24 protein-coding genes and 1 tRNA gene are annotated in these 23,807 nt (G+C 61.6%); 9 read left to right on the top strand and 16 right to left on the bottom strand.

The features are described from left to right. Positions 1 to 957 precede the first annotated feature (957 nt). The 8 genes from V5B39_RS11095 to V5B39_RS11060 all read right to left on the bottom strand — a co-directional run bounded on the left by V5B39_RS11095 (position 958) and on the right by V5B39_RS11060 (position 6,907). Entirely contained in the window at positions 958 to 1,596 is a 639-nt protein-coding gene (locus V5B39_RS11095; RefSeq protein ID WP_332342954.1) for a DUF4351 domain-containing protein, read from the bottom strand. Continuing rightward, positions 1,529 to 1,909 carry an Rpn family recombination-promoting nuclease/putative transposase gene (locus V5B39_RS11090; RefSeq protein ID WP_332342953.1) on the bottom strand — a complete coding sequence of 127 codons (381 nt, stop codon included), beginning with the start codon at positions 1,907 to 1,909 and terminating at the stop codon, positions 1,529 to 1,531. The genes V5B39_RS11095 and V5B39_RS11090 overlap by 68 nt, the downstream gene beginning before the upstream one ends. A gap of 27 nt (positions 1,910 to 1,936) precedes the next feature. Then, complete coding sequence (locus tag V5B39_RS11085; RefSeq protein ID WP_332342952.1) at positions 1,937 to 2,074, bottom strand: hypothetical protein; 138 nt, start codon at positions 2,072 to 2,074, stop codon at positions 1,937 to 1,939. 65 nt (positions 2,075 to 2,139) lie between these two features. After that, complete coding sequence (locus tag V5B39_RS11080; protein ID WP_332342956.1) at positions 2,140 to 2,490, bottom strand: group II intron maturase-specific domain-containing protein; 351 nt, start codon at positions 2,488 to 2,490, stop codon at positions 2,140 to 2,142. A 139-nt stretch (positions 2,491 to 2,629) separates the two neighbouring features. Then, positions 2,630 to 2,797 carry a hypothetical protein gene (locus V5B39_RS11075; protein WP_332342951.1) on the bottom strand — a complete coding sequence of 56 codons (168 nt, stop codon included), beginning with the start codon at positions 2,795 to 2,797 and terminating at the stop codon, positions 2,630 to 2,632. A gap of 32 nt (positions 2,798 to 2,829) precedes the next feature. After that, positions 2,830 to 5,340 (bottom strand): LysM peptidoglycan-binding domain-containing protein, encoded by a 2,511-nt coding sequence (locus V5B39_RS11070; RefSeq protein ID WP_332342950.1) that lies wholly within the window; start codon positions 5,338 to 5,340, stop codon positions 2,830 to 2,832. Between the two features lie 324 nt (positions 5,341 to 5,664). Further along, a tRNA-Asp gene (locus tag V5B39_RS11065) sits at positions 5,665 to 5,741 on the bottom strand. 245 nt (positions 5,742 to 5,986) lie between these two features. Next, positions 5,987 to 6,907, bottom strand: coding sequence for a LysR family transcriptional regulator (locus V5B39_RS11060; protein ID WP_332342949.1), 921 nt, complete (start codon positions 6,905 to 6,907; stop codon positions 5,987 to 5,989). 125 nt (positions 6,908 to 7,032) lie between these two features. On the opposite strand from V5B39_RS11060, the gene V5B39_RS11055 reads away from it, so the two are divergent. Beyond that, positions 7,033 to 8,253, top strand: coding sequence for an MFS transporter (locus V5B39_RS11055; protein ID WP_332342948.1), 1,221 nt, complete (start codon positions 7,033 to 7,035; stop codon positions 8,251 to 8,253). A 60-nt stretch (positions 8,254 to 8,313) separates the two neighbouring features. Then, a complete protein-coding gene (locus V5B39_RS11050; RefSeq protein ID WP_332342947.1) occupies positions 8,314 to 8,754 on the top strand; it encodes a PaaI family thioesterase in 441 nt (146 codons plus the stop codon). A gap of 80 nt (positions 8,755 to 8,834) precedes the next feature. On the opposite strand, the gene V5B39_RS11045 is transcribed toward V5B39_RS11050, so the two are convergent. Together V5B39_RS11045 and V5B39_RS11040 are read right to left on the bottom strand one after the other, a co-directional pair. Then, entirely contained in the window at positions 8,835 to 9,548 is a 714-nt protein-coding gene (locus tag V5B39_RS11045; RefSeq protein WP_332342946.1) for a hypothetical protein, read from the bottom strand. Positions 9,549 to 9,666: 118 nt separating this feature from the next. Beyond that, a complete protein-coding gene (locus V5B39_RS11040) occupies positions 9,667 to 10,149 on the bottom strand; it encodes an OsmC family protein (protein ID WP_332342945.1) in 483 nt (160 codons plus the stop codon). A 290-nt stretch (positions 10,150 to 10,439) separates the two neighbouring features. Between V5B39_RS11040 and V5B39_RS11035 the strand changes: the two genes are divergently transcribed. Next, a complete protein-coding gene (locus V5B39_RS11035) occupies positions 10,440 to 11,402 on the top strand; it encodes a Vgb family protein (protein ID WP_332342944.1) in 963 nt (320 codons plus the stop codon). A 198-nt stretch (positions 11,403 to 11,600) separates the two neighbouring features. On the opposite strand, the gene V5B39_RS11030 is transcribed toward V5B39_RS11035, so the two are convergent. From V5B39_RS11030 to V5B39_RS11015, 4 genes are all read right to left on the bottom strand, one after another. Then, on the bottom strand, positions 11,601 to 12,884 hold the full coding sequence (locus tag V5B39_RS11030; protein ID WP_332342943.1) for a TRAP transporter large permease: 1,284 nt from the start codon (positions 12,882 to 12,884) through the stop codon (positions 11,601 to 11,603). Then, positions 12,881 to 13,585: a TRAP transporter small permease gene (locus V5B39_RS11025; protein WP_332342942.1), complete on the bottom strand. Its 705-nt coding sequence runs from the start codon at positions 13,583 to 13,585 to the stop codon at positions 12,881 to 12,883. The genes V5B39_RS11030 and V5B39_RS11025 overlap by 4 nt, the downstream gene beginning before the upstream one ends. 80 nt (positions 13,586 to 13,665) lie before the next feature. After that, the gene (locus V5B39_RS11020; protein ID WP_332342941.1) at positions 13,666 to 14,679 is read right to left on the bottom strand and encodes a TRAP transporter substrate-binding protein; all 1,014 of its coding nucleotides are present in this window, start codon (positions 14,677 to 14,679) and stop codon (positions 13,666 to 13,668) included. Positions 14,680 to 14,834: 155 nt separating this feature from the next. After that, entirely contained in the window at positions 14,835 to 15,434 is a 600-nt protein-coding gene (locus tag V5B39_RS11015) for a nuclear transport factor 2 family protein (RefSeq protein ID WP_332342940.1), read from the bottom strand. Positions 15,435 to 15,980: 546 nt separating this feature from the next. Here V5B39_RS11015 and V5B39_RS11010 point away from each other — a divergent pair. Further along, entirely contained in the window at positions 15,981 to 18,140 is a 2,160-nt protein-coding gene (locus V5B39_RS11010) for a hypothetical protein (RefSeq protein ID WP_332342939.1), read from the top strand. An 81-nt stretch (positions 18,141 to 18,221) separates the two neighbouring features. Here the strand turns inward: V5B39_RS11010 and V5B39_RS11005 are convergent, their stop codons facing one another. Then, the gene (locus tag V5B39_RS11005) at positions 18,222 to 18,923 is read right to left on the bottom strand and encodes a pirin family protein (protein WP_332342938.1); all 702 of its coding nucleotides are present in this window, start codon (positions 18,921 to 18,923) and stop codon (positions 18,222 to 18,224) included. 103 nt (positions 18,924 to 19,026) lie between these two features. Here V5B39_RS11005 and V5B39_RS11000 point away from each other — a divergent pair, with 103 nt between their 5' ends. From V5B39_RS11000 to V5B39_RS10990, 3 genes are read left to right on the top strand one after another with little or no spacing between them, the layout of a single operon-like run. Continuing rightward, positions 19,027 to 19,983 carry a LysR substrate-binding domain-containing protein gene (locus tag V5B39_RS11000; RefSeq protein ID WP_332342937.1) on the top strand — a complete coding sequence of 319 codons (957 nt, stop codon included), beginning with the start codon at positions 19,027 to 19,029 and terminating at the stop codon, positions 19,981 to 19,983. A gap of 21 nt (positions 19,984 to 20,004) precedes the next feature. Then, a complete protein-coding gene (locus V5B39_RS10995) occupies positions 20,005 to 20,616 on the top strand; it encodes a hypothetical protein (RefSeq protein ID WP_332342936.1) in 612 nt (203 codons plus the stop codon). Positions 20,617 to 20,667: 51 nt separating this feature from the next. Continuing rightward, on the top strand, positions 20,668 to 21,861 hold the full coding sequence (locus tag V5B39_RS10990; protein ID WP_332342935.1) for a hypothetical protein: 1,194 nt from the start codon (positions 20,668 to 20,670) through the stop codon (positions 21,859 to 21,861). A 302-nt stretch (positions 21,862 to 22,163) separates the two neighbouring features. On the opposite strand, the gene V5B39_RS10985 is transcribed toward V5B39_RS10990, so the two are convergent. Continuing rightward, entirely contained in the window at positions 22,164 to 22,778 is a 615-nt protein-coding gene (locus tag V5B39_RS10985) for a tyrosine-type recombinase/integrase (RefSeq protein WP_332342934.1), read from the bottom strand. Positions 22,779 to 22,871: 93 nt separating this feature from the next. On the opposite strand from V5B39_RS10985, the gene V5B39_RS10980 reads away from it, so the two are divergent. Beyond that, positions 22,872 to 23,177, top strand: a complete 306-nt coding sequence (locus V5B39_RS10980) for a type II toxin-antitoxin system HigB family toxin (protein WP_332342933.1) — start codon at positions 22,872 to 22,874, stop codon at positions 23,175 to 23,177. A gap of 1 nt (position 23,178) precedes the next feature. Next, positions 23,179 to 23,559 carry a helix-turn-helix domain-containing protein gene (locus tag V5B39_RS10975; protein WP_332342932.1) on the top strand — a complete coding sequence of 127 codons (381 nt, stop codon included), beginning with the start codon at positions 23,179 to 23,181 and terminating at the stop codon, positions 23,557 to 23,559. Positions 23,560 to 23,807: the final 248 nt, after the last annotated feature.

The raw sequence follows: 23,807 nt of genomic DNA, 5'->3' as shown, positions 1-23,807 counted from the left end.
AAAGCTACCGGCTCAAACGTCAGCGGCAGACGGGAATGGTTCAGTCCAGGAAGGCGATCGCTGGAGGGTAGGCGCCGCCACCGCCATCAAGCAGCATTGGGGGTGTATCAGTTTTCAATCGGTGACAAAGGAAAAACTGTGTCAGTTTTCAATCGGTGTTGACAAGCTTCGACCAGGGCTTTCACCGTCCGTCGAATCGACAGGGTCTCGAAGAGCGACTCGACTGGGTCGCCCTCCCCCCAAAAAAGCTGCCACTCGGCCGCTGAGGAGGCGAGGGAAACGGCACCGGAATTGGTCCAGGCGCGGCACCAGCCTTCCGCGGTGGAATCCGCGATCAATGGCCTGAAGCACTTTGGGCTCGATCTGTGCCTGGATCATGGAATCGTCGGGTTCAAACGCTATGGGGCGCCGGCCGTCCTGGTGCGCAATCTCCATCGCCTGGGGGTCGTGGTTCGCGAGCAGACTGCCCGTCGTACGACAGCCCGGGTGCCCGAGCCGCCTGACCCCGCTGGCGAGGGTCAAACGAACGAAACGACTTCCGCTCGACCATCGATCATCCTATATGCATCCTTTGGGCGGTCAGGCTCGATTCGCGCGCAAAGTCGGATGCGATCCACGATCTCTTGCAGCGCTCGGCCGCGTCTCGCAGGTGCGAGACCAGCAGATTTTTGTGAAAACGGGCATTTTCTGCCAGGCACTATCTACAATCCGACGGATTTGACTTTACACGTTATCGTGGAGTAAGCGCGTTTGGAAGGAACTTGCAAACCAGAACCCTCTGCTCCACCCATCGAGACGAGCGTGGATACACTCGCCCAATTTCCGCCGGCACCAAGATCCAATCCGTACCCCAGGGCCGGGTCGGGGGGCGGTCAGACGAGACGTCCAGTACGGCAGATCGCACGGCTGGATGCTGAACGAAGGGAAGGAAGCCCTCCTGCCAGGATACGGGCGGCTTCAGCTTGTGCTTGGCCCAAAGATGTCGTCCAGACTCCGGGCGTCAAGGACCTGATCCAGCCACGCATCAATCTGCTCGAGGGAAGCAGCGGAGATCTTCCCCAGAACCTCCGCAGGGACGGCACCAAAGCGCTTCTTGAGCAATTTCTGTAGCGCCAGCGCTTCACCTTCGGCTTTCCCCTCGGCCTTGTAGGCCTGCGCCCATTCCTCGAGTCGTTCCGCCAACATGACCTTCAGCTCCTGTAGATCATCTATCCGAGGCAACACGATACGGTATTCGGCCTTGCGCATCAAGGTTGCCCGGATCCAGAGCGCGAACATCCGGCGCAGGTCGGGCCGGTCGGCCAGCCACTCGTCGAGCAGGCTCAGCAGGCCGCCGATGGCTTCCGGCGACGCCGGGTGTTCGATCCGGAAGACGGCCGCCACGAGGTTCCTGAGCGAGGCCAACTCGCGGTCGCTCCAGGCGTTCTCGTCGATCAAGAGATACTTCAGCCGGGGCTTGAACTGCTCGACCAAGCCCGGCACCGGCGGGATCAGGTCAAACACGTCGGTGACCGCCGACCAGCGCTGACTACCGTTGTAGAGGACAATGGGCAGGACCGGCGGCAGGCGGCCGTCGGCCGTCGGCCAGGACCTCACCGCGCTTGAGCAGGTCCTGATAGAGCAGCCCCCCATAGACCATCATGCGCAGGGCCATGTACTTGTCGACGCGGCTCTGGAATTCGATCAGCAGGTACAGATACACCCACTCCCCGCCTACCTTGACCCGCCAGACGATGTCGTCGGCCCGGTGGCCGAAGTCTTCGGTGACGTAGCTGCCCGGCACTCGCTCCAGGGTGCTGTAATCGAGTCCGTGCAGCCATTCATCCGGCACGAAGCCGAGAATCAGGTCGCGCACCAGTTCCGGCGTGGAGAAGAGGAGTTTGTAGCCGGTGTCGTGAGCGTTTGCCATCGCCGAATGGTAGCAGGAGAAGGACAGTCAGGACATCAGGCCGGCTTCATCGTGGCCGCCTCCATCGACACTCAGCCGAGGAACGATCAGCAGCTCCGGGCGGGTGACGACCTCGAGCAACCGTTCATCGACGACGGCTTCAATCGGGATAGGAGAAAGCCTCACGGCCTCCCCCTCGCACACCACCGGACGAACGGGTCACGTATCCGGCGGTTCGATGAAGCAAATTCCTACCGCGGCGCAAGGCTCGGGAGACCCCTTTGTTCGAAGAAGCGCAACGGGAGCGCGATCGATAGGGCCGGCATCTGCGACACCCGCCATGGACCGTGTGCGGACTTGCGGGTATGCCACGCTTCACGCACCGAAACGCCGCGTTGGCGCAGTTCCCGATCGCCCGCTCGACCCCATGGTTTCCAGAGATAGCAGCGTAACTTGCGTCGTACCCCCTTGTCGAGGTCGCGCAGAGGGCTCAGTACCTCGGTGATTCCGAAGGACGCTTTCCAACCCAGCAGGGTTTCTCGAAGCGCTGCGACGACGGCGGCGAAGGGGGTCCCTCTTGTCCGACGGGTCAGTTCCCGCACGCGGTCCTTGAGCTTGTCGAGGGCCTTTGTCGGCCCCCTTGAGTCGGGCACCGTTGCGGCTGACCGTGAAGCCCAGGAACTGGCGGTTCATGGGCCGATCCACCGCGCTTTTGCCGCACCTGCGGTGCGTCTTACCCCATCACAGTGGATTCACGGTGAGCCGCAGCGAGTTACTGAGCAAGCGTGTCACGCTGGCCATCCCCCGCTCACCCGCACGCTGGCTCTTGACGAGGAGGTTGCCATCGTCGGCGTAGCGGGCAAAGCAGTGGCCGCGCCGGTCCCGTTCCCCATCCGGTTCATCCAGCACCGCGTTGGCCAGCACGGGCGAGAACGGCTAACTTACAGCATGTTCTGCACGAGCTGGATGGTCAACGTCTGTCCAGGCTTGATCTCGTTGCCCTGAATGCGGTTCCAGCGCAGCAGATCATCCTTTTCGACTCGGAACTGTCTGGCGATCGAGACCAGGGTGTCGCCACGACGGATCGTGTATTGCGCCTGCCTGGCCTGCTTCCTGCTGGCATGCCGGGAAATGTCCGACGAATCTTCAGCCTTTTTCCCGGTCCTGGCTTCGGCCTTGGCCAGTGTCTGGCGGCTGTCAGCCTTGCCCTGCCGGCTCTCGACCTCGGCGGCGTCGATTCGCGACTTGCCTGCCGGGAGCTTGCTGACTGGCTCGGGCGCAGCCACCGCCAGCTTGACGCCGGCGTTCACCTGGTCGCCACGCAGCTTGTTGAGCTGCTTCAGTTCGGCCACGCTCATGTCGTAGCGGCTCGCCACCTGCGCCAGCGTTTCTCCCTTGCTGACGGTATGACTGCGGGTCGCGGCAAGCGGGGTCGGTTCGGCGCGCGCTTCGGTACGTTTGCTGTCTATGGCTGCCAGGGCGGTGTGTGCACCCCCGGCGGCCGGTTTGCCATTGTGCTCGGGCGCAGCCACCGCCAGCTTGACGCCGGCGTTCACCTGGTCGCCACGCAGCTTGTTGAGCTGCTTCAGTTCGGCCACGCTCATGTCGTAGCGGTTCGCCACCTGCGCCAGCGTTTCTCCTTTGCCGACGGTATGACTGCGGGTCGCGGCAAGCGGGGTCGGTTCGGCGCGCGCTTCGGCACGTTTGCTGTCTACGGCTGCCAGGGCAGTGGGTGCACCCGCGGCGGCTGGTTTGCCATTGTGCTCGGGCGCGGCCACCGCCAGCTTGACGCCGGCGTTCACCTGGTCGCCACGCAGCTTGTTGAGCTGCTTCAGTTCGGCCACGCTCATGTCGTAGCGGCTCGCCACCTGCGCCAGCGTTTCTCCCTTGCCGACGGTATGACTGCGGGTCGCGGCAAGCGGGGTCGGTTCGGCGCGCGCTTCGGTACGTTTGCTGTCTCCTGCCGCCAGGGCGGTGGGTGCACCTGCGGCGGCCGGTTTGCCATTGTGCTCGGGCGCGGCCACCGCCAGCTTGACGCCGGCGTTCACCTGGTCGCCACGCAGCTTGTTGAGCTGTTTCAGTTCGGCCATGCTCATGTCGTAGCGCTGCGCCACCTTGAGCAGGGTCTCGCCTTTCTGCACCGTGTGCGTATGCGTGCGCGTGACGGCAACTGGCGCGGGTTCCGATGGCGCGAGGCGTGGTTGTTCCGCCACCTTGGGCTGCTCGGGCAGTCCAGCCAGGTCGGCCGGATCGGCACCCTCCTGACCGGCAACCAGCAGGGTCAGTCCCGGAGCGAGTCTGATCCTACCGTTGATGCCATTGACCGCTTTGAGATTGGCGACCGTCATGCCGAAACGTGGTGCAACCTCTTCGAGCCTGTCGCCTGCCCGCAGGGTATAGGCCTGCCAGGACGAAAGCGGCTTTTCGCTCTCTTCATGGGCCTCGAGATTGCTGATGAAGGTGTCGACCTTGTCGGCCGGGATCACCATCGGCGTCTCGGACTTGATGACCGGACGATTATGTGCCGGATTCAGCGCGACAAACTCCTTGACCGGCATTTCGGCAAGTTGCGCCGCCAGCTTGACGTCGATGTTGGCGGTCTTGGTGACCGTCGTGAAATAGGGCCGGTTGGGAACGCCGCGGATATTGAGATTGGCAAGGATGTTGGGGTTGCTGAAAACGTTCTTCAGCGCCTGCAGTTTGGGAACGTAATGCCGTGTTTCCTCGGGCATCGTCAGGTTCAGATAGTCGGTCGGCAGACCATTGGCTCGGTTCCTGTTGATCGCCTTGCCGACTGCGCCTTCGCCCCAGTTGTACGAGGCCAGCGCGAGATGCCAGTCGCCGTGCAGATCGTAGATGTACTGTAGGTAATCGAGTGCCGCCGTAGTCGAAGCGACGATGTCACGACGTTCATCAACCCACCAGTTCTGTTCGAGCTTGTATTGCCTGCCGGTTGCCGGAACGAACTGCCACAGGCCGGAAGCATGGCTACGCGAGTACGCAGTCGGATTGTAAGCGCTCTCGACCATCGGCAGCAGGGCAAGTTCCATCGGCATGCCACGCTTGTCGATCTCCTCGACGATGTGATGCAGATAACGGCTGCTGCGCTCGACCATGCGGCGCAACGCTTCGGGATGATTCAGATACCACTGCTGATGATGCAGAACCAGTGGGCTATTGAGGTTGGGCATCGAGAAGCCCTGGCGCATACGGTGGAAGATTTCCTCTGGCTGCGCGGTCAGATCGATGGTCTCGGCAAGCGGCTTCGATGCAGGAAGCTCGATTACCGGCAAGACCCCTTCGGGGTCCAGTTGCCAGGCGGCAGTACCAGCCTGTGGCGAACCGGCACTCGGTGGTGCCTGGTGGATTGAGGCAAGGTTCGTCGCTTCATCTGACGAAGCTGCCCCACAAGTCAAGGCAAAAGCAATGGCGAATGCAATTCGTGGCGTCATCCGTACATCCTTTTCTCGTTCTCGGGTGGGCGCCAGCTCATCCCCGCTGCGTGGGATCACCTGGTCGAATGGTGAGACTGCAAACATAGGATTATAGAACAAAGAAACCGGCGAAGTAGACAGCAATGACCCGGTCAACCCCAGATATGATGATGATTTTATATCCGGAATTGCTAACAGGGCAGCCTGCCGCCTGAACGGCCGTACGTCGATCGTTCGAGGTCACGAGGGCGGACTGACAGAAGATGCCGAAGATGCGCCGGGAAGACGCGGCCAGGCGCCGACTGCAACCGAGGCTTTGGCCTGCGCTATGGCGGGGAATGTTGGCGGAGTGGACGGGGCTCGAACCCGCGACCCCCGGCGTGACAGGCCGGTATTCTAACCAACTGAACTACCACTCCGTACTGCTGAATGATTCTTTGGTGGTGCCGCGCTTGACAAGCGGCGGCTGGAGAAGCCCTTGCGCTGCGCGTCCCTACACTGTGGCCCTTGCGCTGCGCGAGCTGCGCATTATAGCGAATTTCGCCGGGCAGGCAAGGGGAATGCGTGCAAACTTGCAAACTTTCATGTGGAAATCGCGACTCCCACCCCTCCCCCGCGCTCCCGCCAGCAGGCGCGCCTGGAAGGAACCAGCATGCCGCCAGGCTCAGATGGCCCGCTCCCATGGTGGCACGGGCCGAAACAGGGTATCGAGTTCGTCGAGAACGACACGGACCTTTGCCAGGCGGACTCGACTCGGGGTATAACAGGCGTAGACATGGCGACCGAAGCTGCTCAGCGGCTCATGCTCATCGAGCACCGCGCACAACCTGCCGTCGGCCAGGTATGAGCCGCAGAGATAGGTGGGCAGGACCGCCATGCCGCGGCCCGCGAGAACCGCTTCCAGGACGCAATCGACGTTGTTGATGCGAAATCTGCTGTTGACCGGGATGGCCATTTCTTCTCCCTGGCGATCGAGCAGCCGCCACACTGCCTTTCCAGAGGGATGCGCGTAATCGAAACACTGGTGCCCTGTCAGTTCCGAGGGTGCTGCGGGGCGACCGTAGGTGTCGAGATAGGCTGGTGAGGCACAGATCACGCGCTTGACCATGGCCAGGGGTCGGGCGACAGCATCTTCCGGAGGCGTGTTGGTCAGGCGCAAGGCCAGATCGATCCGGTCCTCGATCAGATCGACCAGGTCGTCGGACAGCAACAGTTCACACTCGAGCTGCGGATAGCGTTCGGCCAGATGCGGCAGCAGCGGGGCAATGTACAGCCGTCCGAAGGTCAGCGAGGCGCTGATGCGGATGACCCCACACGGCACTTCGGTGCCCATCCGAACCGCCAGATCGGCCCGGTCAACGACTTCCAGCGCGCGCAGCGCATGCTGGTAAAAGATTTCACCCGCCGGTGTCAAGCGCAGTTTGCGCGTCGTTCTCTCGAAGAGACGGACAGCAAAGGCTTTCTCGAGGTCGCCGACCTGCTTGCTGATCTGCGCCCGCGTACAGTCGAGACGACGGGCGGCAGCAGCCATGCTGCCGGTTTCAACAATCCTGACAAAGCTTGCCCAACTGCTCAACCAGATCATTTGTCAATTGTCCGTTGACATCGATGCTTGATTCTACCGCTATTTGTTGCCCAGTTTTGGCACTATAGTTCGCCCGATCCAGCGTCCATTCCGGCCTGGCCAATATTTCTCCACAGGCACCTGCCATGCTGCGTTCGCTCAACCGCCCCGGCGTCATGGCCATCACCCTGGCTGCGGCCGGCATCCTGATGGTGACGATGGGAACGCGCCAGTCCTTCGGGCTGCTCATCGCGCCGATCAACGCCACCAGCGGATTGGGGATTGCCACCATCAGCCTGGCACTGGCCATCGGCCAATTTACCTGGGGTGCGATCCAGCCGGTGGCCGGGGCTTTGGCTGACCGCTTCGGTCCACGCGCCGTTCTCGTCGGCGGCATCGTCATGTTGGCGGCTGGTTGCGCGATTACGCCGTTCGCCACTTCCGGGTTTGGCCTGGCCGTGTCGCTCGGCCTGCTGGCGGCGGTGGGTTCAGGTGCCGGGAGCTTTTCCGTGCTGATCGGCGCCGCTGCGCAGCGCCTGCCGCTGGAAGTACGCGGCACGGCGTCGGGAGTGATCAATGCCGGCGGTTCCTTTGGGCAGTTCGTCTTTGCTCCGATCCTCCAGAAAGCGATCCAGGCGCTCGGCTGGATGGGCGCGATGTGGGTCCTGGCGGTGATGACCCTGACAGCGCTGCCCCTGGTGCGGCGGGTCGCCGGCCCGCTGCCGGCGGCGCCGGCCCGTGCCGTCGAGCAGGCCGACAAGGGTTTGCGGGCGGCCCTGCGCGAAGCGTTCGGCGATCGCAGCTACCTGCTGCTGCATGCCGGCTTCTTCACCTGCGGCTTCCACATCGCGTTTCTGGTCACCCATTTGCCCGGCGAAGTCAGTCTGTGCGGGCTGCCTCCCGAAGTCGCCAGTTGGTCGCTGGCGATCATTGGTCTGGCCAACATCCTGGGCAGCCTCTACGCCGGTGCCTGCGTCTCCCGCTATCGCAGCAAGTACGTGCTGGCCATCATGTACGGCTCGCGCGCCGTGCTTGTCGCTGCTTATCTGATGGCGCCGCGCACGGCGCTGACTTTCTACGTCTTTGCTGCCGGTCTGGGTTTCACCTGGCTGGCCACTGTTCCGCCGACGGCGGCCATCGTCGGCAAGCTGTTCGGCGTTCGCTACCTGGCCACGCTGTTCGGCATGACCCTGCTGTCGCACCAGATCGGTGGCTTCCTCGGCGCCTGGCTGGGCGGACTGGTCATCGTTCGCTTTGGCGACTTCGGCTGGATGTGGTACGCCGACATGGCGCTGGCCACCGCTGCTGCGCTGGTCAACCTGCCGATCCGCGAAGCGCGCGTGACCAAGGCGCTTGCGCCGGCCTGAGTGGGGCCTCGAAAAACCTCTTCCTCTCAACGTCTTCCTCTTGATCCTGGATCACCGACCATGAGCTTACTACGCAGCGACATCAGCATCGAACTCCTCAACCAGCAAGGCAGCGAGTACCTGCCGGGTTACCTGGGCATCGTGATTCTGTCGCTGGCGCCGAACACGCTCAGCAGCCGGATGCCGATCCACAAGCTGCACGTCGCACCCAACGATTTCCTGCATGCGGCCAGCGTCGTCGCGCTGGCCGACACGAGCTGTGGTTACGCGACCATCGCGCATTTGCCGGAAGGCGCACAGTCCTTCACGACCATCGAGCTGAAGAGCAACCATCTCGGCACCGTCAAAGAGGGAAGCGTCGCCTGTACGGCGACCGCCCAACACCTCGGACGCAACACGCAGGTCTGGGATGCGGTGGTCACCGACGAGGCGAGCGGGCGCAAGCTGGCCCTGTTCCGCTGCACGCAAATGATCCTCTGGCCCAAGACCGAACGCCGATAGTCCCGGCACGTGCGCTGCCGGCTGCCTGGTTCCCTGCATGCCGGCTCATCGTGCCTTGCACATCGCACTCGCCGAAAGTCTCAATCCCGTCGCCCGCTTCGGTGGCCAGGCCCTGCCCGGAAACCGTTTCCGTCATCCGTAATACGAGGCATGTCTCGAGACGGCGATCGATCATGGCGATCTGTCGTCGCAGGGGGGGTGTCTGCCGTTTCGGTCGCGAGACGAGATTTTTTCGTGGCCCCGGCGAAGCGGCTCCTGCTGTCGGCTCGCCAGCGTCGATAAAGCCATAGCACGACCCCAACCATCAGCAGGAAGCCGCAGCCCCGCGTCAGCGACGCGATCCGGCCATCCAGATGCAGTACGCCCCAGCGACCGAAGATTTCGGTCCAGTCATGATCTCCGCTGCCGACCAAGGGCAGTTCCTGAACGCGTGCATCGGCCATGTAGCGGGCAATATTGAAGAGATTTTCCCCCAGCCAGACCAGGGCTGCCGCCATCCCGACGGCATTGTCAGCGCGACGAAAATGCCAGGCCGCCGCAAGCGGGAAAACGAGCTGAAACAGCGTCCCACCATAGACGGTCGCCCGCGCGCTGAACATGCCGACCAGCGGGTGACCGGCTTCGTGCAGGGCCAGGTTGGCACTGTCCAGCAAAGGCACCCAGCCGTCCTTGCCAAGCCAGTGGAAACCCAGGCAGACCGCGCCAAAAACCAGCACCGCAAGCAGTCCGCCCAACGAGACCGGAGCTGCGCCGGGAGTGATCTGCGAATCCTCCATCGCAACGGGAAGTTTCATGGTTCACACCAGTTGATACGGTCGCTAATCATGGCTTGAACGGTTCAGTACGACAAGAGTCGGCGTGGGCGCCTGGCATGCCGGGATGTCGCTGTGCAAGCAGGCAGCTTCCGGGGATTCACGGCCCTTCAGGGACCGTGTAGATCGGAACGCAACGAACCTCGGTCCTGACCGAATTGGCGATGAAACACTCGTCATGCGCCTGGTGGTGCATCTGATCCAATTGCGCGCGTGTTGGCACGCTTGCCCCGGAAAATTGCACCTCGGGACGCAAGGTGACCACCGAGATGACCAGCTTGCCGGCCTCATTCTTCTCCATGAGACCCGTGGCCGCATCGAAGTAGCGATCGACGCAATACCTTCGCTTCGCTGCGATTGACAGGAACCAAAGCATGTGACAGCTTGCCAGGGACGAGACAAAAGCCTCCTCGGGGTCGACTGCGAAGGGATCGGACATGGGTACCGGCACGACATGCGGAGATGACGATCCCGGGATCTCGACGCCACCATCGAAGCGCAGGAGATGCCGCCGGCTGTATCTGTTGCCAAGAAAATCCTGCTCGCCACGGAGCCAAAGAATTTCTGCGGTGTATTCGGACATGTGTCGCTCCCCAAGGGTTCAGCACCGCAGGCCTGGCTCTGCATGCCTGATGCTTCGAGGCATTCGGAGATCCTGATCCAGACCGGTTCCAGAAGCGGAATCGGGAAAACGTCCCGGGTACCTTCCGGGCCTCAGCATACACCCGAAACGCCATATCGGGATCTCGGGAGCGCGCAGTCGATTGACCGCGCCTGCCGTGGTCAGTGATACTCTCTGGCGTAGCGCTGAATTTTCCATATCATTGGGCAAGTCATGCCTGCTCCTGACCTGCCTGCTCTGCGGGGATGCTGATGATGACCTTGATCAATCGCCTGGGGCTCTGGCTGTCCTGCCTGGCCTTTGCCGCCGTTGCGGAAGCCGCGACGGTGCGCTATTACGAACTGCCGCGCGGGGCACGGCCGCACGACGTGGCGCCCGACCCGAAACCAGGCGGTGCGGTCTGGTACACGGCGCAGGGACAGGGCGCGCTCGGGCGGCTCGACCCAATGAACGGCAAGGTCGAACAGATCAGGCTGGGTGAAGGCTCCTCCCCGCATGGCGTGATCGTTGGTCCTGACGGCGCGCCCTGGGTCACTGACAGTGGGCTGAACGCGATCGTGCGCGTCGACCCGGCGACCCGTGAAGTCAAACGCTGGCCGCTGCCTGACACGGCCTACGCCAACCTCAACACCGCGACTTTCGACAGGTCCGGCCGCCTGTGGTTCACCGGCCAGGCAGGGTTCCATGGGCGACTGGACCCGACGACGGGCAAGGTGGAGATGTGGAAATCGCCGCGCGGCAGCGGGCCCTATGGCATCGCGACCACACCGTCGGGCGAGGTCTACTACGCGTCGCTCGCTGGCAGCCATATCGCGCGCATCGACCTGGCGAGCGGCGAGGCGACGCCCATTGACCCGCCGACGCCGAATCAGGGCGCGCGGCGCGTCTGGAGCGACTCGACCGGACGCCTCTGGGTCAGCGAATGGCACAGCGGCAACGTCAGCAGGTATGACCCCGCTGCCAGAACCTGGAAGGCCTGGAAGCTGCCCGGCACCTCGCCACGCACGTATTCGGTGTGGGTGGACGAGCGCGACAAGGTCTGGCTGACCGACTTCACGGCCAATGCCATCGTGCGCTTCGATCCCGAAACCGAGACCTTCGAGAGTTTCCCGAGCAGCGCACGCAGCGCCAGCGTGCGCCAGATGGCAGGCCGCAGCGGCGAGGCCTGGGGCGCCGAATCGGGTGCAGACCGGCTGGTGGTCGTGAGCTATTGAGTTCACCCTGGCAACGCTCATCGGTTGCTCGTGGGATGGCCGAAAGCCGACACCATGCGTGTGGTGGCCGACGTTCACCGGATATCTCGGTCAGTGACAGGGATATCCTGAGCTCGGCACTGAGGTTGACCGAAATGCCGGGCGCGCGTACGGGGAAACCCGTACGCGCGCCCGGAGCAGCGCGGCCAAGTGACGCGGCTACATCATCCCGAGAGTCTTCGGCAACCAGGTCGACAGGATCGGCACATAGGTCACCACCACCAGGAAGGCGAGCATCGACAGCAGCCACGGCCAGACCGCCACGGTCAGTTCGGTAATCCCCATCTTGGTGATCCCCGATGCGACGTAGAGGTTGAGCCCGACTGGCGGATGGCACATGCCGACTTCCATGTTCACCACCATCAGGATACCGAAGTGCACCGGGTCAATTCCCAGCTTCATCGCCACCGGAAAGAGGATCGGCGCGAAGATCAGCACGATCGACGAGGGCTCCATGAAATTGCCGGCCAGCAGGAGGATGATGTTGACCGCCAGCAGGAAGGCGATCATCCCGAGACCGTGACCGAGCATCCAGTCCGCCAGTGCCTGCGGGATGTTCTCGTTGGTCATGATGAACGAGAAGAGCACGGCGTTGGTGATGATGTACAGGAGCATCGCCGACATGTTCGCCGAGTTCAGCAGCACCCGCGCCACGTCCTTCATCGACAGGTCCTTGTACACGAAGACGGCGACGAAGAAGGCATAGACCGCGCTCATCGCGGCTGCCTCGGTCGGCGTGAACATGCCGCTGTAGATGCCGCCCATGACCACCACGATCAGCAACAGACCCCAGACCGATTCGCGGAAAGCCTTCCAGCGCTCGCCGAACGTCGCCTTCTGCATGCGCGGGTAGTCGAACTTCCTCGCCCGATACCAGGTGACGCCACCGAGGACCATCGCCAGACCGATGCCCGGAATCACCCCGGCCATGAACAGTGCGCCGACCGAAGTGTTGGTCGCCACCGAATACATGACCATCACGATCGACGGCGGGATCAGGATACCGAGCGCGCCGGAGGTGGTGATCACACCCGCGCCGAACTTGTTCGGGAAACCCGCCTTGACCATCGCCGGCATCAGGATCGACCCGATCGCCACGACGGTTGCCGGTGACGACCCCGAAACAGCGGCGAACAAGGCGCAGGCAAGAACCCCGGCCAGACCAAGCCCCCCGTACCAGTGCCCGACCATGCTGGTGGCGAACTTGATCATTCGTCGCGCCACCCCGCCGTGGGTAAGAAAGTTGCCGGCCAGGATGAAGAACGGAATGGCCATGATCTCGAACTTCTCGATACCGGTGAACAGCTTCAGGGCAACCGACTCGAGCGGTACCTGCGTAAACATGAACAGGAAACTCAGAACCGTCAGGCCGAGCGAGATCGAGATCGGCATGCCGGTCAGCATCAGGACCAGCAGGATGATGAAAATGATCGAGGCGTTCATGATTGCTTACCTCCCTGGCCCGACGAGTCTTCGGGATGACGTTTCCTGTAGGTCAGGTCGTGCGGATGCAGGTTGTCCTCCATCTGGAAGGCATTGACCTCCTCGGCAATCGTCGTCTCGTCGATCCCATCGACGTGCCCGTGGTCGTGATGCGGCAGCTCGCCGGTCCGGATGAAACTCACCGTCACCTGCAGGAAACGGAAGCACATCAGGCTCGAACCGAGCGGAATCGCGCTATAGACGATCCACGTCGGCCACTCGAGATCCGGTGTGGTCGGCCCCTCGGGAATATCCACCAGGTCCTTTCCGAGGGCCGTATACAGCGCATAGTGGAAGCCGTTTTCCCAAACGAAGTGCGCGCCGAGCGTGCCGACGATGCCGGTAAACAAGGCGCCGGCGAGCAGGCCGAAAACGACGAACTTGGCGCGCGTGCGACCGGTCATGCGGTTGATCAGCACGTCCACGCCGACGTGGATGCCGGTACGCACCCCATAGGCGGCACCGAATTTTGCCATCCAGACGAACATGATGATGCACAGTTCCTGCGCCCAGCCAAAGTTGAGGGACAACAGCCAGTCCTGCAGACCGGGAATCGATACTCCCGACAGGTAGCGATGCACGACGGACGCGAAGATGATCGTCGTCGCCGCCGCCATGAGGAAGGTAATCAGCCATTCCTCGAGATGATCCAGTAGCTTCATGTGGAAAACTCCCCATTTGCCTGAAAAAAAGCCCGTCAGGCGTGGCATCCCAACGGGCTGTCTTCTGTCTTACCGAATGATCAGGGTTTGGTCGGATCGAAACCGGTTTCCTTGTACACCGATTGCAGGAGATCCTTGCCGATGCGCGACTCCATCTTCAGATGCACCGGCGCCAGCGCTTTCTTGAAAGCCTGCCGCTCTTCCGGAGTCAGCGTATAGACCTGCGTCTTGCCGGTCTTCTTGACCGCTTCCAGATCCTTGTCGTTCTGCTCCTTGGCGATCTTGTTGGCATAAGTGGTCGATTCCTTCATCGCGGCTTCAAGCTGACCACGCACATCGGCCGGCAGTCCTTCCCAGAACTTCTTGTTGGCGATCACGGCATAACCGAGGTAGCCATGTTCGGTCAGCGCCAGATGTTTCTGCACCTCAAACATCTTCTGCGTGTACAGGTTGGATATCGGGTTCTCGGTGCCATCGACGACACCGGTCTGCAACGCCTGATAGACTTCGGAGAATGCCATCACCTGCGGCAAGGCGCTCAAGGCGCGGATTTCCTCTTCGAGCACCTTCGACGACTGGATGCGCAGCTTCTTGCCCTTCAGGTCGGCCGGCGTCTTGATCGGCGTATTGGCCGAAAACGACTTGAAGCCGTTGTCCCAGAACGCCAGGCCCACCACCCCTTTCGGCTCCAGCTTCTTGAGCAGGCTTTGCCCGATCGGCCCCTGCGTCACCTTGTGCAGTTCGGCGTAGTTGTCGAAAATGTACGGCAGGTCAAAGAGTTCGAATTCCTTGACCCCCAGCGGACCAAACTTGGCCAGCGACGGAGCGAGCATCTGCACGGCGCCAAGCTGCAGCGCTTCCATCTCTTCCTTGTCCTTGTACAGCGTCGAATTGGCGTACACCTCGACCTTGACCTTGCCCTTGGTGAGTTCGCCAGCACGTTTGGCGAAGAACTCGGCCGCCAGTCCCTTGGGCGTGTCATGCGCCACGACATGGCTGAACTTGATGACGATCGGTTGTTGCGCGAGGACGCTGAAGGGCGTCACAGACAGCGCACAGGCAGCCAGACCGAAGAGCAGTTTGGAAAACTTCATTTTTTGTCTCCTCCATGGATAATTGATGTGAAATTGGGTACTGCACGTCCTGCAGAAGCCAATATCGCAAGAAACAGCCGGAATGGATATTGTGGAAATCCGTAATGCCGGGAGGAGAGGCCAGCAGACCTGGGGGTCAATAAAAGTCATGATCGTTAGCTGCGCCGCAGCATCCTGCCGATCAACCCTCCCAGCACCAGACCGGCGAGTCCGGCGCCGCCGGCTGCCCACCAGAGAGCCTCTTTCGCTTCGGCGATCAGCGAATTGGTGAACACGTTTGACGACAGGTGCATCGACACCACTTTCCACTGTCCATCGATTTTCGCCGAGGTCGAGGTCCAGTTCGAATTCAGGGTAAAAGGACCTCTGGCCACCGGGAAGAATTCATCCACCATCGTCCCGTCGGCAACCGCGACCTCGCCGTGCCCGAAAAAATGAGCCGAAGCGCCGATCTTGGCGGTGGTGAGATAGCGGTCGAGAATACGCTGCTCACCCTTGACCATGCGATGGTAGTAAGCCTTGATCTCGGCGTGCCCGCGCGAAACCTCGCCGTTCAGCCAGGTCACCGTCGCCTCGGGAGCCATCTGGGCAACCATCCGGTCGACATCCTGAGCGTTGATGCTCGCCTCTATTTCCCGGAAAATCCTGATCAACGCCTGGCGATCCGCTGCGTACGGGTCATTGTCGGCAGCCAGGGTGCTCGCTGGACCCAGCAGGGCGAGCAGGACAAAAAGCAGGTTCAGGATCGAAGGCATGGCATCTCCAGTGATTGAATGGTCGGACGCGACGCATCATAGCCCGCCGCTGCCTCGTTGCACACCTTGCCCTTTCCGAACACCCCTGGCTGTTCAGCCGGCACGCGGGTGTGAATGAAAGTGTCGGGATGAACCGATATACTCCCCTCCCCCCTCGCGGGGGAGGGGTTGGGGGAGAGGGGCATCCATGCTCGCAGAGGCCAGCAAAGCCGATTGACGGCCCTGACCATACGCTTTCGCAAGGATTTGACGAATTCGTGTGCAACGATGGCCCCCTCTCCCCAACCCCTTCCACGGCCCGCGCTGCATCGCGGGCCGGCTGCGGCGGCGCGGAGCCGTGCTCCGCGAAACCCCGCCTTCGCCCCCGCGCCGGGGAGGGGCAATCACCGATGTCAACGCCTCTCCATCGAACCAGGAGGGGCTTCGACCAACACGTTCAATCGCATCCCCAGCATGCTGCCAGCTTGCCTTGCACCCGTGGATTCGCTATGACTCACGGCCAATGTCATCAAGCCGACCGCGTTTTCCATCCGAATCGGAGCTTCCATGCTGCTTCACGCCTTTCTCCATGCCTTTGAAGCATGGCTCGCCCAGGAACCAACGGGCATTGCCAAACCTTGTTGGCAAATCGAACCTGATCCCCTTCGCCGCCGGGCAGAACTGAACCAGATTCTGATCGGCGTCGGCGCCTGGGGCAGCCGCCAACAAGCGGTCGAACATCCCGGCGTCTGCCTGAACAACAAAGGACTGGCCGACCGTTTCGGCGTCGCCGCGGACCCGTCCACAGTCACGGAAATGGTCCTCAATCCGCCGCCGGAACTGGCAGCGCATTGGCGGGCCGTATGGGGAACGGGCACGGAGCTGGGTCGGCGACTGAGCGAACTCACCCTGGTGATTGAAGACGCTTCTCCCGATTCGGTGCTCGCGCTCCTGTTCTGGCTCGCGGTCATGAACGGAGTGCCGATGGAATCGTTTGACCAGCCCGAGGTCGCGCGTTGGGTCGCCGCCGTGCGACGCTGGGAACTGACGGGAATGGTCGCCGACAATCCGCACACCTCCTGGGCGGCGCTGCTGGCTGCCCTGTCCCACAGCCATTTTGCCCCGCTGCCGTCAGAAACAGGTCACCGCTACGATTTCGCCGGTGCCTGGCGCGAGGCGCTGCAGTTCACCACCGCCCTGTTGCTGCAAGACATTGCGCCGGACGCCGTACCGGAAATGTGGGAACTGGAAGCCTATCGCCGCGCCGCCGCGCTGCTGCGCAATGAAGAACAGAATTATCTGCGTTCGCTGCCCCGCTCTACCTGCCTGCAACTGCTGGTACCGATGGCCGGCCCCGAACCGCGCAAGGATGTGCTGGTGGATGCCTACCTCACGGTCGAAACCTGGCCCAGTGGCGCCCGCAAGCTGTTCGCCCGGCTGGATCGCAGCCATAGCCCCACGGGGCAGGGTTTCGCCGTGATGGGTGTCTACCGTCCGGACCCGCGCATGGCCGGTGCCGGTGATGACATGGTGGTGTCGGTCAATCCCCTGACCGGCATCAGCCTGCTGGATCTGTGGCAGGAACTGGAACGGCTGGAAAACGAACGCTGGGCAGACCAGCGTCCCACCGGGAATGCCCGTCCGATTGCCAGCTATCCGGCTGGAACCGGGTACACCCAACCCTGGTGGGACGACCACGGCCGCCACACCCTGCTCGCGGCGCCTCGCCGCTTGCCGGATGGTCGTCTGGGCAGCCGGCTGACCTGGCCGGATGTCGTCAATGCCCTGTGGCGGGTGTACAGTCCATTGCGACGCCTGCGTGTCGAAGATGCCCTGCACGCCGGTTCGCCGATCCCGATCGAGGCCTGCGCGCGGAAAACCTATCGTTATGACGGCAGCGACGGCACGACCAAATTCCTCCTGGGGATGCGCTGGCTCCCGAACGCCGCCCAGTCGGGCGCGCTGTTCGACCTGCCGAGCGTGCAGCGTTATCTGGCTGCCCTGATCGCCCGCCAGGACGAACAGCAGGCGATCAAGGTCGAGGACCTGCCCGTGCCGGACGAGTTCAACGTACTGCCCCTGCACGGCGGCTTTGCCATCCTCCACGATCAAGGCGCCCTGGTATTCGACGACTGGCGCACCGAACGTCTCCGCCTATCGCAGCTTGCCGAAGAGTTCGAGCGGGTATTCCAGACCCTCGGCACCGGACGCGACGTGGCGAGGGCGCTGGACGCCCTGTTTGAAGAGCGCACCTCGGGCAGGAAACCTCGTCCTACCGCCGCCGTGCTGGGTGATCTCGCGACCCTCCGCAGCCGCCTGACCGAGGCCGGCTACCAATACCAGCCCGGCAGCCATTGGGCCGACGTGCGCGCCTTCCGCGCCGCACTGGAAACCCGCTGGTGCGTCGCTGATACCATCAAGAACCTGCACACCCGCGTTTCGCAACTGGAAGACGCCATCCGTACCGCCAGCACGCTGGAAACCCAGCGTCTCACCTATATTCTCTCGACCATCGGTCTGCCCTTCGTCATCAGCAACGCGCTGACCGGCTTCCTGAAACCCTGGCTCGTCGGTCCCCAGCTTCCTCCCGGAGCACGCGAGGTGTGGGCGCCGACGCTGTTCTACTTCGGCGTGGCCTTGATCCTGATCGGCCTGATCCACATCGCTTTGAAACGCTGGCTGTTGTCCGCGCGCAAACGCAGGCAGAAGGTGGCAAGAAGCGCCTAGTCGATTCACAATCCGGAGATCTGATGATCTGAGTCATCTTTGATCTCCTGCAGTGATTTGGTAGGTGTCGATTGGGAATGTTCACGCTTCGAGGTCAAAGACCAGGACTTCTGCGTCTTTACCGTTCGTGATTTCAATGCGACTTTCCGCGCTAATCAGGGCGGCGTCGCCACCCGACAAGTGCTGGCCGTTGACCTCAACTTCACCACGTACCACGTGGACATAGGCCTTGCGCTCGGAGTTGATGTTCAGGGTGGCGGATTCCGTGCCGTTGAACAGGCCGGCGAACAAATACGCATCGGCATTAATCGTGACGGAATCTCCTGCTCCATCGGGCGATGCCAGCAAGCACAACTCACCTCGCCTTTGTTCTGCCGGAATATGCCGTTGCTCGTAACTCGGCGCAATGCCGGTCACGTTGGGCGTAATCCAGATCTGCAAGAAGTGCGTGGTCTGGCCCTCGGCGTGGTTGAACTCGCTGTGCGTCACGCCGGTGCCGGCACTCATGCGCTGCACGTCGCCGGGTGGAATGCCCTTGATATTGCCCATGCTGTCCTGATGCGCGAGATTTCCCGACAGAACGTAGCTGATGATTTCCATGTCGCGGTGGCCGTGCTTGCCAAAGCCGGTGCCGGGGGCCACCCGGTCCTCGTTGATGACCCGCAAGTTGCCCCAGCTCATGTGCGCCGGGTCGTGATAACCGGCGAATGAAAACGAATGGTAGCTCTCGAGCCAGCCGTGGTTTGCGTAACCGCGATCCTGAGACTTACGAACTGTGAGCATGTGAACCTCCTTGTTGATGAGGTGCATTGTGGCTTTTTCAATATGCTTGCAGGTGCTGTCAATTTGATGGCATCATTCAAAATAATTGAATGGATGACACCTGATGCCGACTGCCCGCGACGTGTTAACACCCGATGCCCTGGCCATGCTGGAGACCATTGCAAAGGCCGGCAGCTTTGCCGCGGCTGCACGGGCAAGTCATATGGTGCCGAGCGCACTGACGTATCGCGTGCGGCAGATCGAAGACGCGCTGGATGTCCTGCTGTTTGATCGCAGCTCGCGGCAGGCCCGCTTGACGGAAGCTGGGCAGGAACTACTGCGCGAGGGTGCGCGACTGTTGGCGGATATCGATGCCGTGGCCAACCGCATCAGGCGGGTGGCGACCGGTTGGGAGCCACAGTTCACGATTGCGGTGGATAGCATCATCGTTCGTGCGACGGTGATGGAGCTTTGCCAGTCATTTTTTGCGTTGAAACCGCCGACCAGTCTCAAGCTGCGCAGCGAGACGCTGTCTGGCACGCTCGAAGCGCTTGCATCGGGTCAGGCCGATCTGGCGCTGGGCGTGGCCGTGCAGGCCGGTAGCCGGGCTGACCTACAGCGGGAGTCGCTCGGTTCGGTTCGTTTTGTCTTCGCCGTATCGCCTCAGCACCCGCTGGCACAGGTGCCTGAACCATTGACCGATGAGACTATCCGCCCGTATCGCGCGGTGGCGCTTGCCGACTCGACACAACGCGGCGGCGGCCTGACGGTCAGACTATTGCCCGGCCAAGAGGTGATGACCGTTCCGGACCTGCCAGCGAAGCTTGACGCGCAGCTTAGAGGGCTGGGTGTTGGCTTCCTGCCGACATGCCTGGCACAGCCCTACATTGATACCGGACGCCTGGTGGTCAAACAAGTCGAACAAGGGGAACACCAGCTTCAGTTTTGTTACACGTGGCGCAAGAGCGGCAGGGGCAGCCAAGGGCGGGCACTGCAATGGTGGCTTGAGCAGCTGCAAAGCCCGGTGACGCGGGCTGCGCTATTGACAGAGAGCGCTCTTGAGCTTCATTCAGTTCAGTAGTAGTCCACAGGAATTCCCGACATGAAGAATGTTTTCCGCGACAACCCGACAATCGCTTTCGGTCTCGGTTTGCCGCTTTTGCTGGTCGTGCTGTTCCTGGTGATCTCCGGCATTCCGGCCCTGCTGGTCGCACCGGCACAGCATGACGTGCTGTACGCCACCAATTACAGCTATTACAACAACGCCCAGAACACGCTTCAGATTGCCGTCGTCGGCGACCGGGTCCAAGTCAATTACATTGGCAGCAATCAGCCCTACCAGAATCCGCGACTCTGGCGCTTCAATCCTAGAACCGGTGCGGTGAAGGAAATCGCCCTGCTCCTGCCGCCGGGTCTCGTGCCGAATACCGGGAGCACCGTCGAAGCGCCGAGGATTCCCACGGTGACGCCGATCGAGGTGCCGGATCTCGCGGGACTGAAAGTTGATTCGTCGAGTCTGGCACCCGATGGCTACGCATTTAGCGCCGGCCCCGACGGCTATTCGGGGCGCATCTTTACCGACCTGTTCTATTCCTCTCGCTACCGTTCGCAGGCCGAGTTGGTAAAAAGCGGGCGCAGCATCCGCCTGCCCAATACCGACGGCGCCTACTACGGCAACTCGGTTCGCTTCATCGGCTGGGTGGTTTCGCCATGAGCGCCCGGACTGGGACGCCACCGTGTCGCTCGACGACAGGAGCATAGTTTGATGAGCTGGCTGATTCTGCTGCTGGTACTGCTGTTCGTTATCGGCGGCGGTTGGTGGGGCTGGCCGCTGGTCGCCGCCCTGTTCGGCGTCAGGCACGTCACCGACAAACCCGGTGCGCTCGGCAAAATCGCCGAACTGATGCGAACCTACGACATCACGCCGGATGAAGTGGCCGTGGCCTATCGCGAGCCGTCACTGATGCAGGCGGCGCCCGCCCGGCGTAGTGGCGGCGAAATCGCCAAGACGCTGTTCACCTATCTCGGCGCGATCTTCATTCTCGCCGGCATCAGCACCTACATCGGCATGTTCTGGAATCGGATGGGCAGTGTGATGCGCGTCCTGGTCACGCTGGGCGTTGGCTACACGCTGCTGATCGTGCTGATCTCGGCGCTGCACGAGAAAAAGTTTCCGAAACTGATCCTGCCGCTCGCCTTGGCCACCGTGATCATGCTGACCAGCGGCTGGTTCGTCTTCATCCATGAGGTCTTTCCACGCGGCAACAACTGGCGCCTGGCGGCGCTCAGCGTTTTCGGACTGATGGCGCTGCATCAGGGTGTACTTTTCCGCAAATATGCACAGACCGTACTGGCCTTTACCGCCCTGCTGTTCGTATACGCCTTCCTGCAAGTCGGTCTCGACATACTCGACGTCTCACCGGGTTTCAGCGCCATCATTCTTGGTGGCTCGCTGTTTCTGGTGGCGACCGAACTGGAGAAATCCCGCCATCGCAGCCTGTCCGAGTTCGCCTTCCTGATCGCCCTGTGCTGGCTCAACGCCGGCATCTTCGATCGGCTTGCCATCGCATCGACCCCCAACTGGGCCGTGCTTCTCACCGGCATGTCGATCATGTCAGCCGCCTACGGTCTGGAAAAAGGCGGGCGGCAGGACCGTCTGGCCGGGCTGGGCACGCTGATCGGTTCGGCCATGGCCTACACCGGCCTTTTCGATCTGGTGCACAAGACCGCTGTCGAACTGGCTTTCTTCGCCGTCACTGCCTCGATGCTTTACGCCTGCGTCCTGCTACAAAGCCGCGCCCTGCTGCTAACGACGGTGATCGCCATGCTGAGCTACATCGGCTATTTCACCACCCAGCATTTCGTCGATTCACTGGGCTGGCCGATCTCGCTGGTCCTGATGGGTGTTGCCTTCATGGGCGTCAGCGCGCTAGCCATGCGGGTGAAGCGACAGATGTAAAGCTACGAAGAGCGGGGTTGGTTGTGTCATGGGGCCGCGCTGGCGCGACCGGGCAGGACCCGGACGAGGCGAGACGCTGCCTCGGACAGGCCAGCAAGAGCCGTTCGACGGCGAGGGCTATCGGGCAGCTACAGACTGGAAGCAGTCGTTCAGATTTCGTAGGCCACCGACCCACCGCCGACCTTCGGGCCGACCGTGTCGACGGTCGGCTTCTCGGCCATAGCCGCCGGTGGCACTTCGTCAGTTCTCAGGCTGGATCTGTCAGGAAAGCGGCCGCCAAATGTGCAGCCGCTGCTTATCTGCTAGATTTCAGTCTGCTCTGAAATCTCCAGCGCGTCATCGACCTCGATGCCGAGGTATCGGACAGTGCTTTCCAGCTTGGTATGGCCGAGCAGCAATTGAACGGCTCTCAGATTCTTGGTGCGTTTGTAGATCAGCGTCGCCTTGGTGCGTCGCATCGAATGCGTCCCGTAGGCGGATGCATCCAAACCTGCCGCTGCAACCCAGTGATGGACGATTCGCGCATATTGACGCGTCGAAACATGGGGTGACCTGGCGATCCGGCTCGCGAATAGATACTGTTCCCCTCGCAGATGGGACTTCTCAAGCCAGGCCGACACCGCCGTTCTCGTTGGCTCCGTCAATTCGAACTGCACGGGACGTTGTGTTTTCCTCTGGATCACCATGGCCCGGGAAAGCATCTGATTCCCATGGGTGACATCGCGCACACGCAAGCTGACGAGATCGCAGCCCCGCAGTTTGCTGTCGATGGCCAGGTTGAACATGGCAAGGTCGCGGACGGCATGGGCATTCTGAAGGTAGATTCGAATGGCCCAGATGTCCTTCGGCTTGAGGGGTGGCTTCTGGCCGACGAGCTTTCCTTTGTTCCAGGCTTCACGTTTGTGGATAGTTTCCATCACAGACTCCTTGGTTGTTGATCGGAGACTGATTGTTCTACGAATCGCGATGGGGTGTTGGCAAAATCCCATATTGGGACTATAGTTCGTCCCATGCGAATCATTGCCGTCAGCCACCTGCGAACTTTCTGGGAAAACAATCTGGATGCCGAGCAGCCTTTGAAATCCTGGGTTGATGAGGTGAGGAAGGCGACATGGCACCAGCCCGCGGATATCAAGGATCAATACCGGAGCGCCAGCGTTCTAAAAAACCGCCGGGTCGTCTTCAATATCAAGGGCAATGGCTATCGTCTGGTGGTCTCAGTGGCATACCGCTACCAGGCCGTCTACGTGAAATTTGTTGGTACGCATGGCGAATATGATGCGATTGATGCCGAAACCGTTGAGATGGAGCACTGACATGGAGATTCGTCCGATTCACACCAACGCCGACTACAAGGCCGCATTACATGAGGTGTCGGCATATTTCGACCTCGAACCAGACCCCGGCACCCCTGACGGGGATCGATTCGACGTGTTGCTAACCCTGATTGAGGCGTATGAGGCCAAGAACTTCCCCATCGACTTGCCCGATCCGGTGGAGGCTATCAAGTTCCGTATGGAACAAGGTGGACTGACCCCGAAGGACTTGGTGCCGGCCATTGGCCGCCTGAACCGGGTTTACGAAATCCTCGCCCGTAAGCGCCCCTTGACCCTCAACATGATCTGGCGGCTGCACGAGAAATTCGGCATTCCTGCTGAAAGCCTGATTCGCCCGAGTAAGTTGTCAGCCACCGCCTGAGCCAGGACTTCACTGGCAACCCGCTTGCGACTGCAAGCTGTGCGGCAGCGGTCATTCGCCAAAAAATGGGAAGAGCAACGGCAGCTCTTGGGAGCCATTACGTGTGCGTGCTGTCGGCCAAAACCGGCCAGTCAAGCTTCTATCCTGATAGCGGACCTTCGCCTTGCCGAGCGCACAATTCTTTTGGCATACTGCAAGTTTTGATTTAAGTTTATATTTGGACCAAGCGGGTCCGCTAAATAAATGAT

This window comes from Accumulibacter sp., assembly GCF_036625275.1.
Lineage (GTDB): Bacteria > Pseudomonadota > Gammaproteobacteria > Burkholderiales > Rhodocyclaceae > Accumulibacter.
This window is presented reverse-complemented; position numbering and strand designations above follow the sequence as displayed.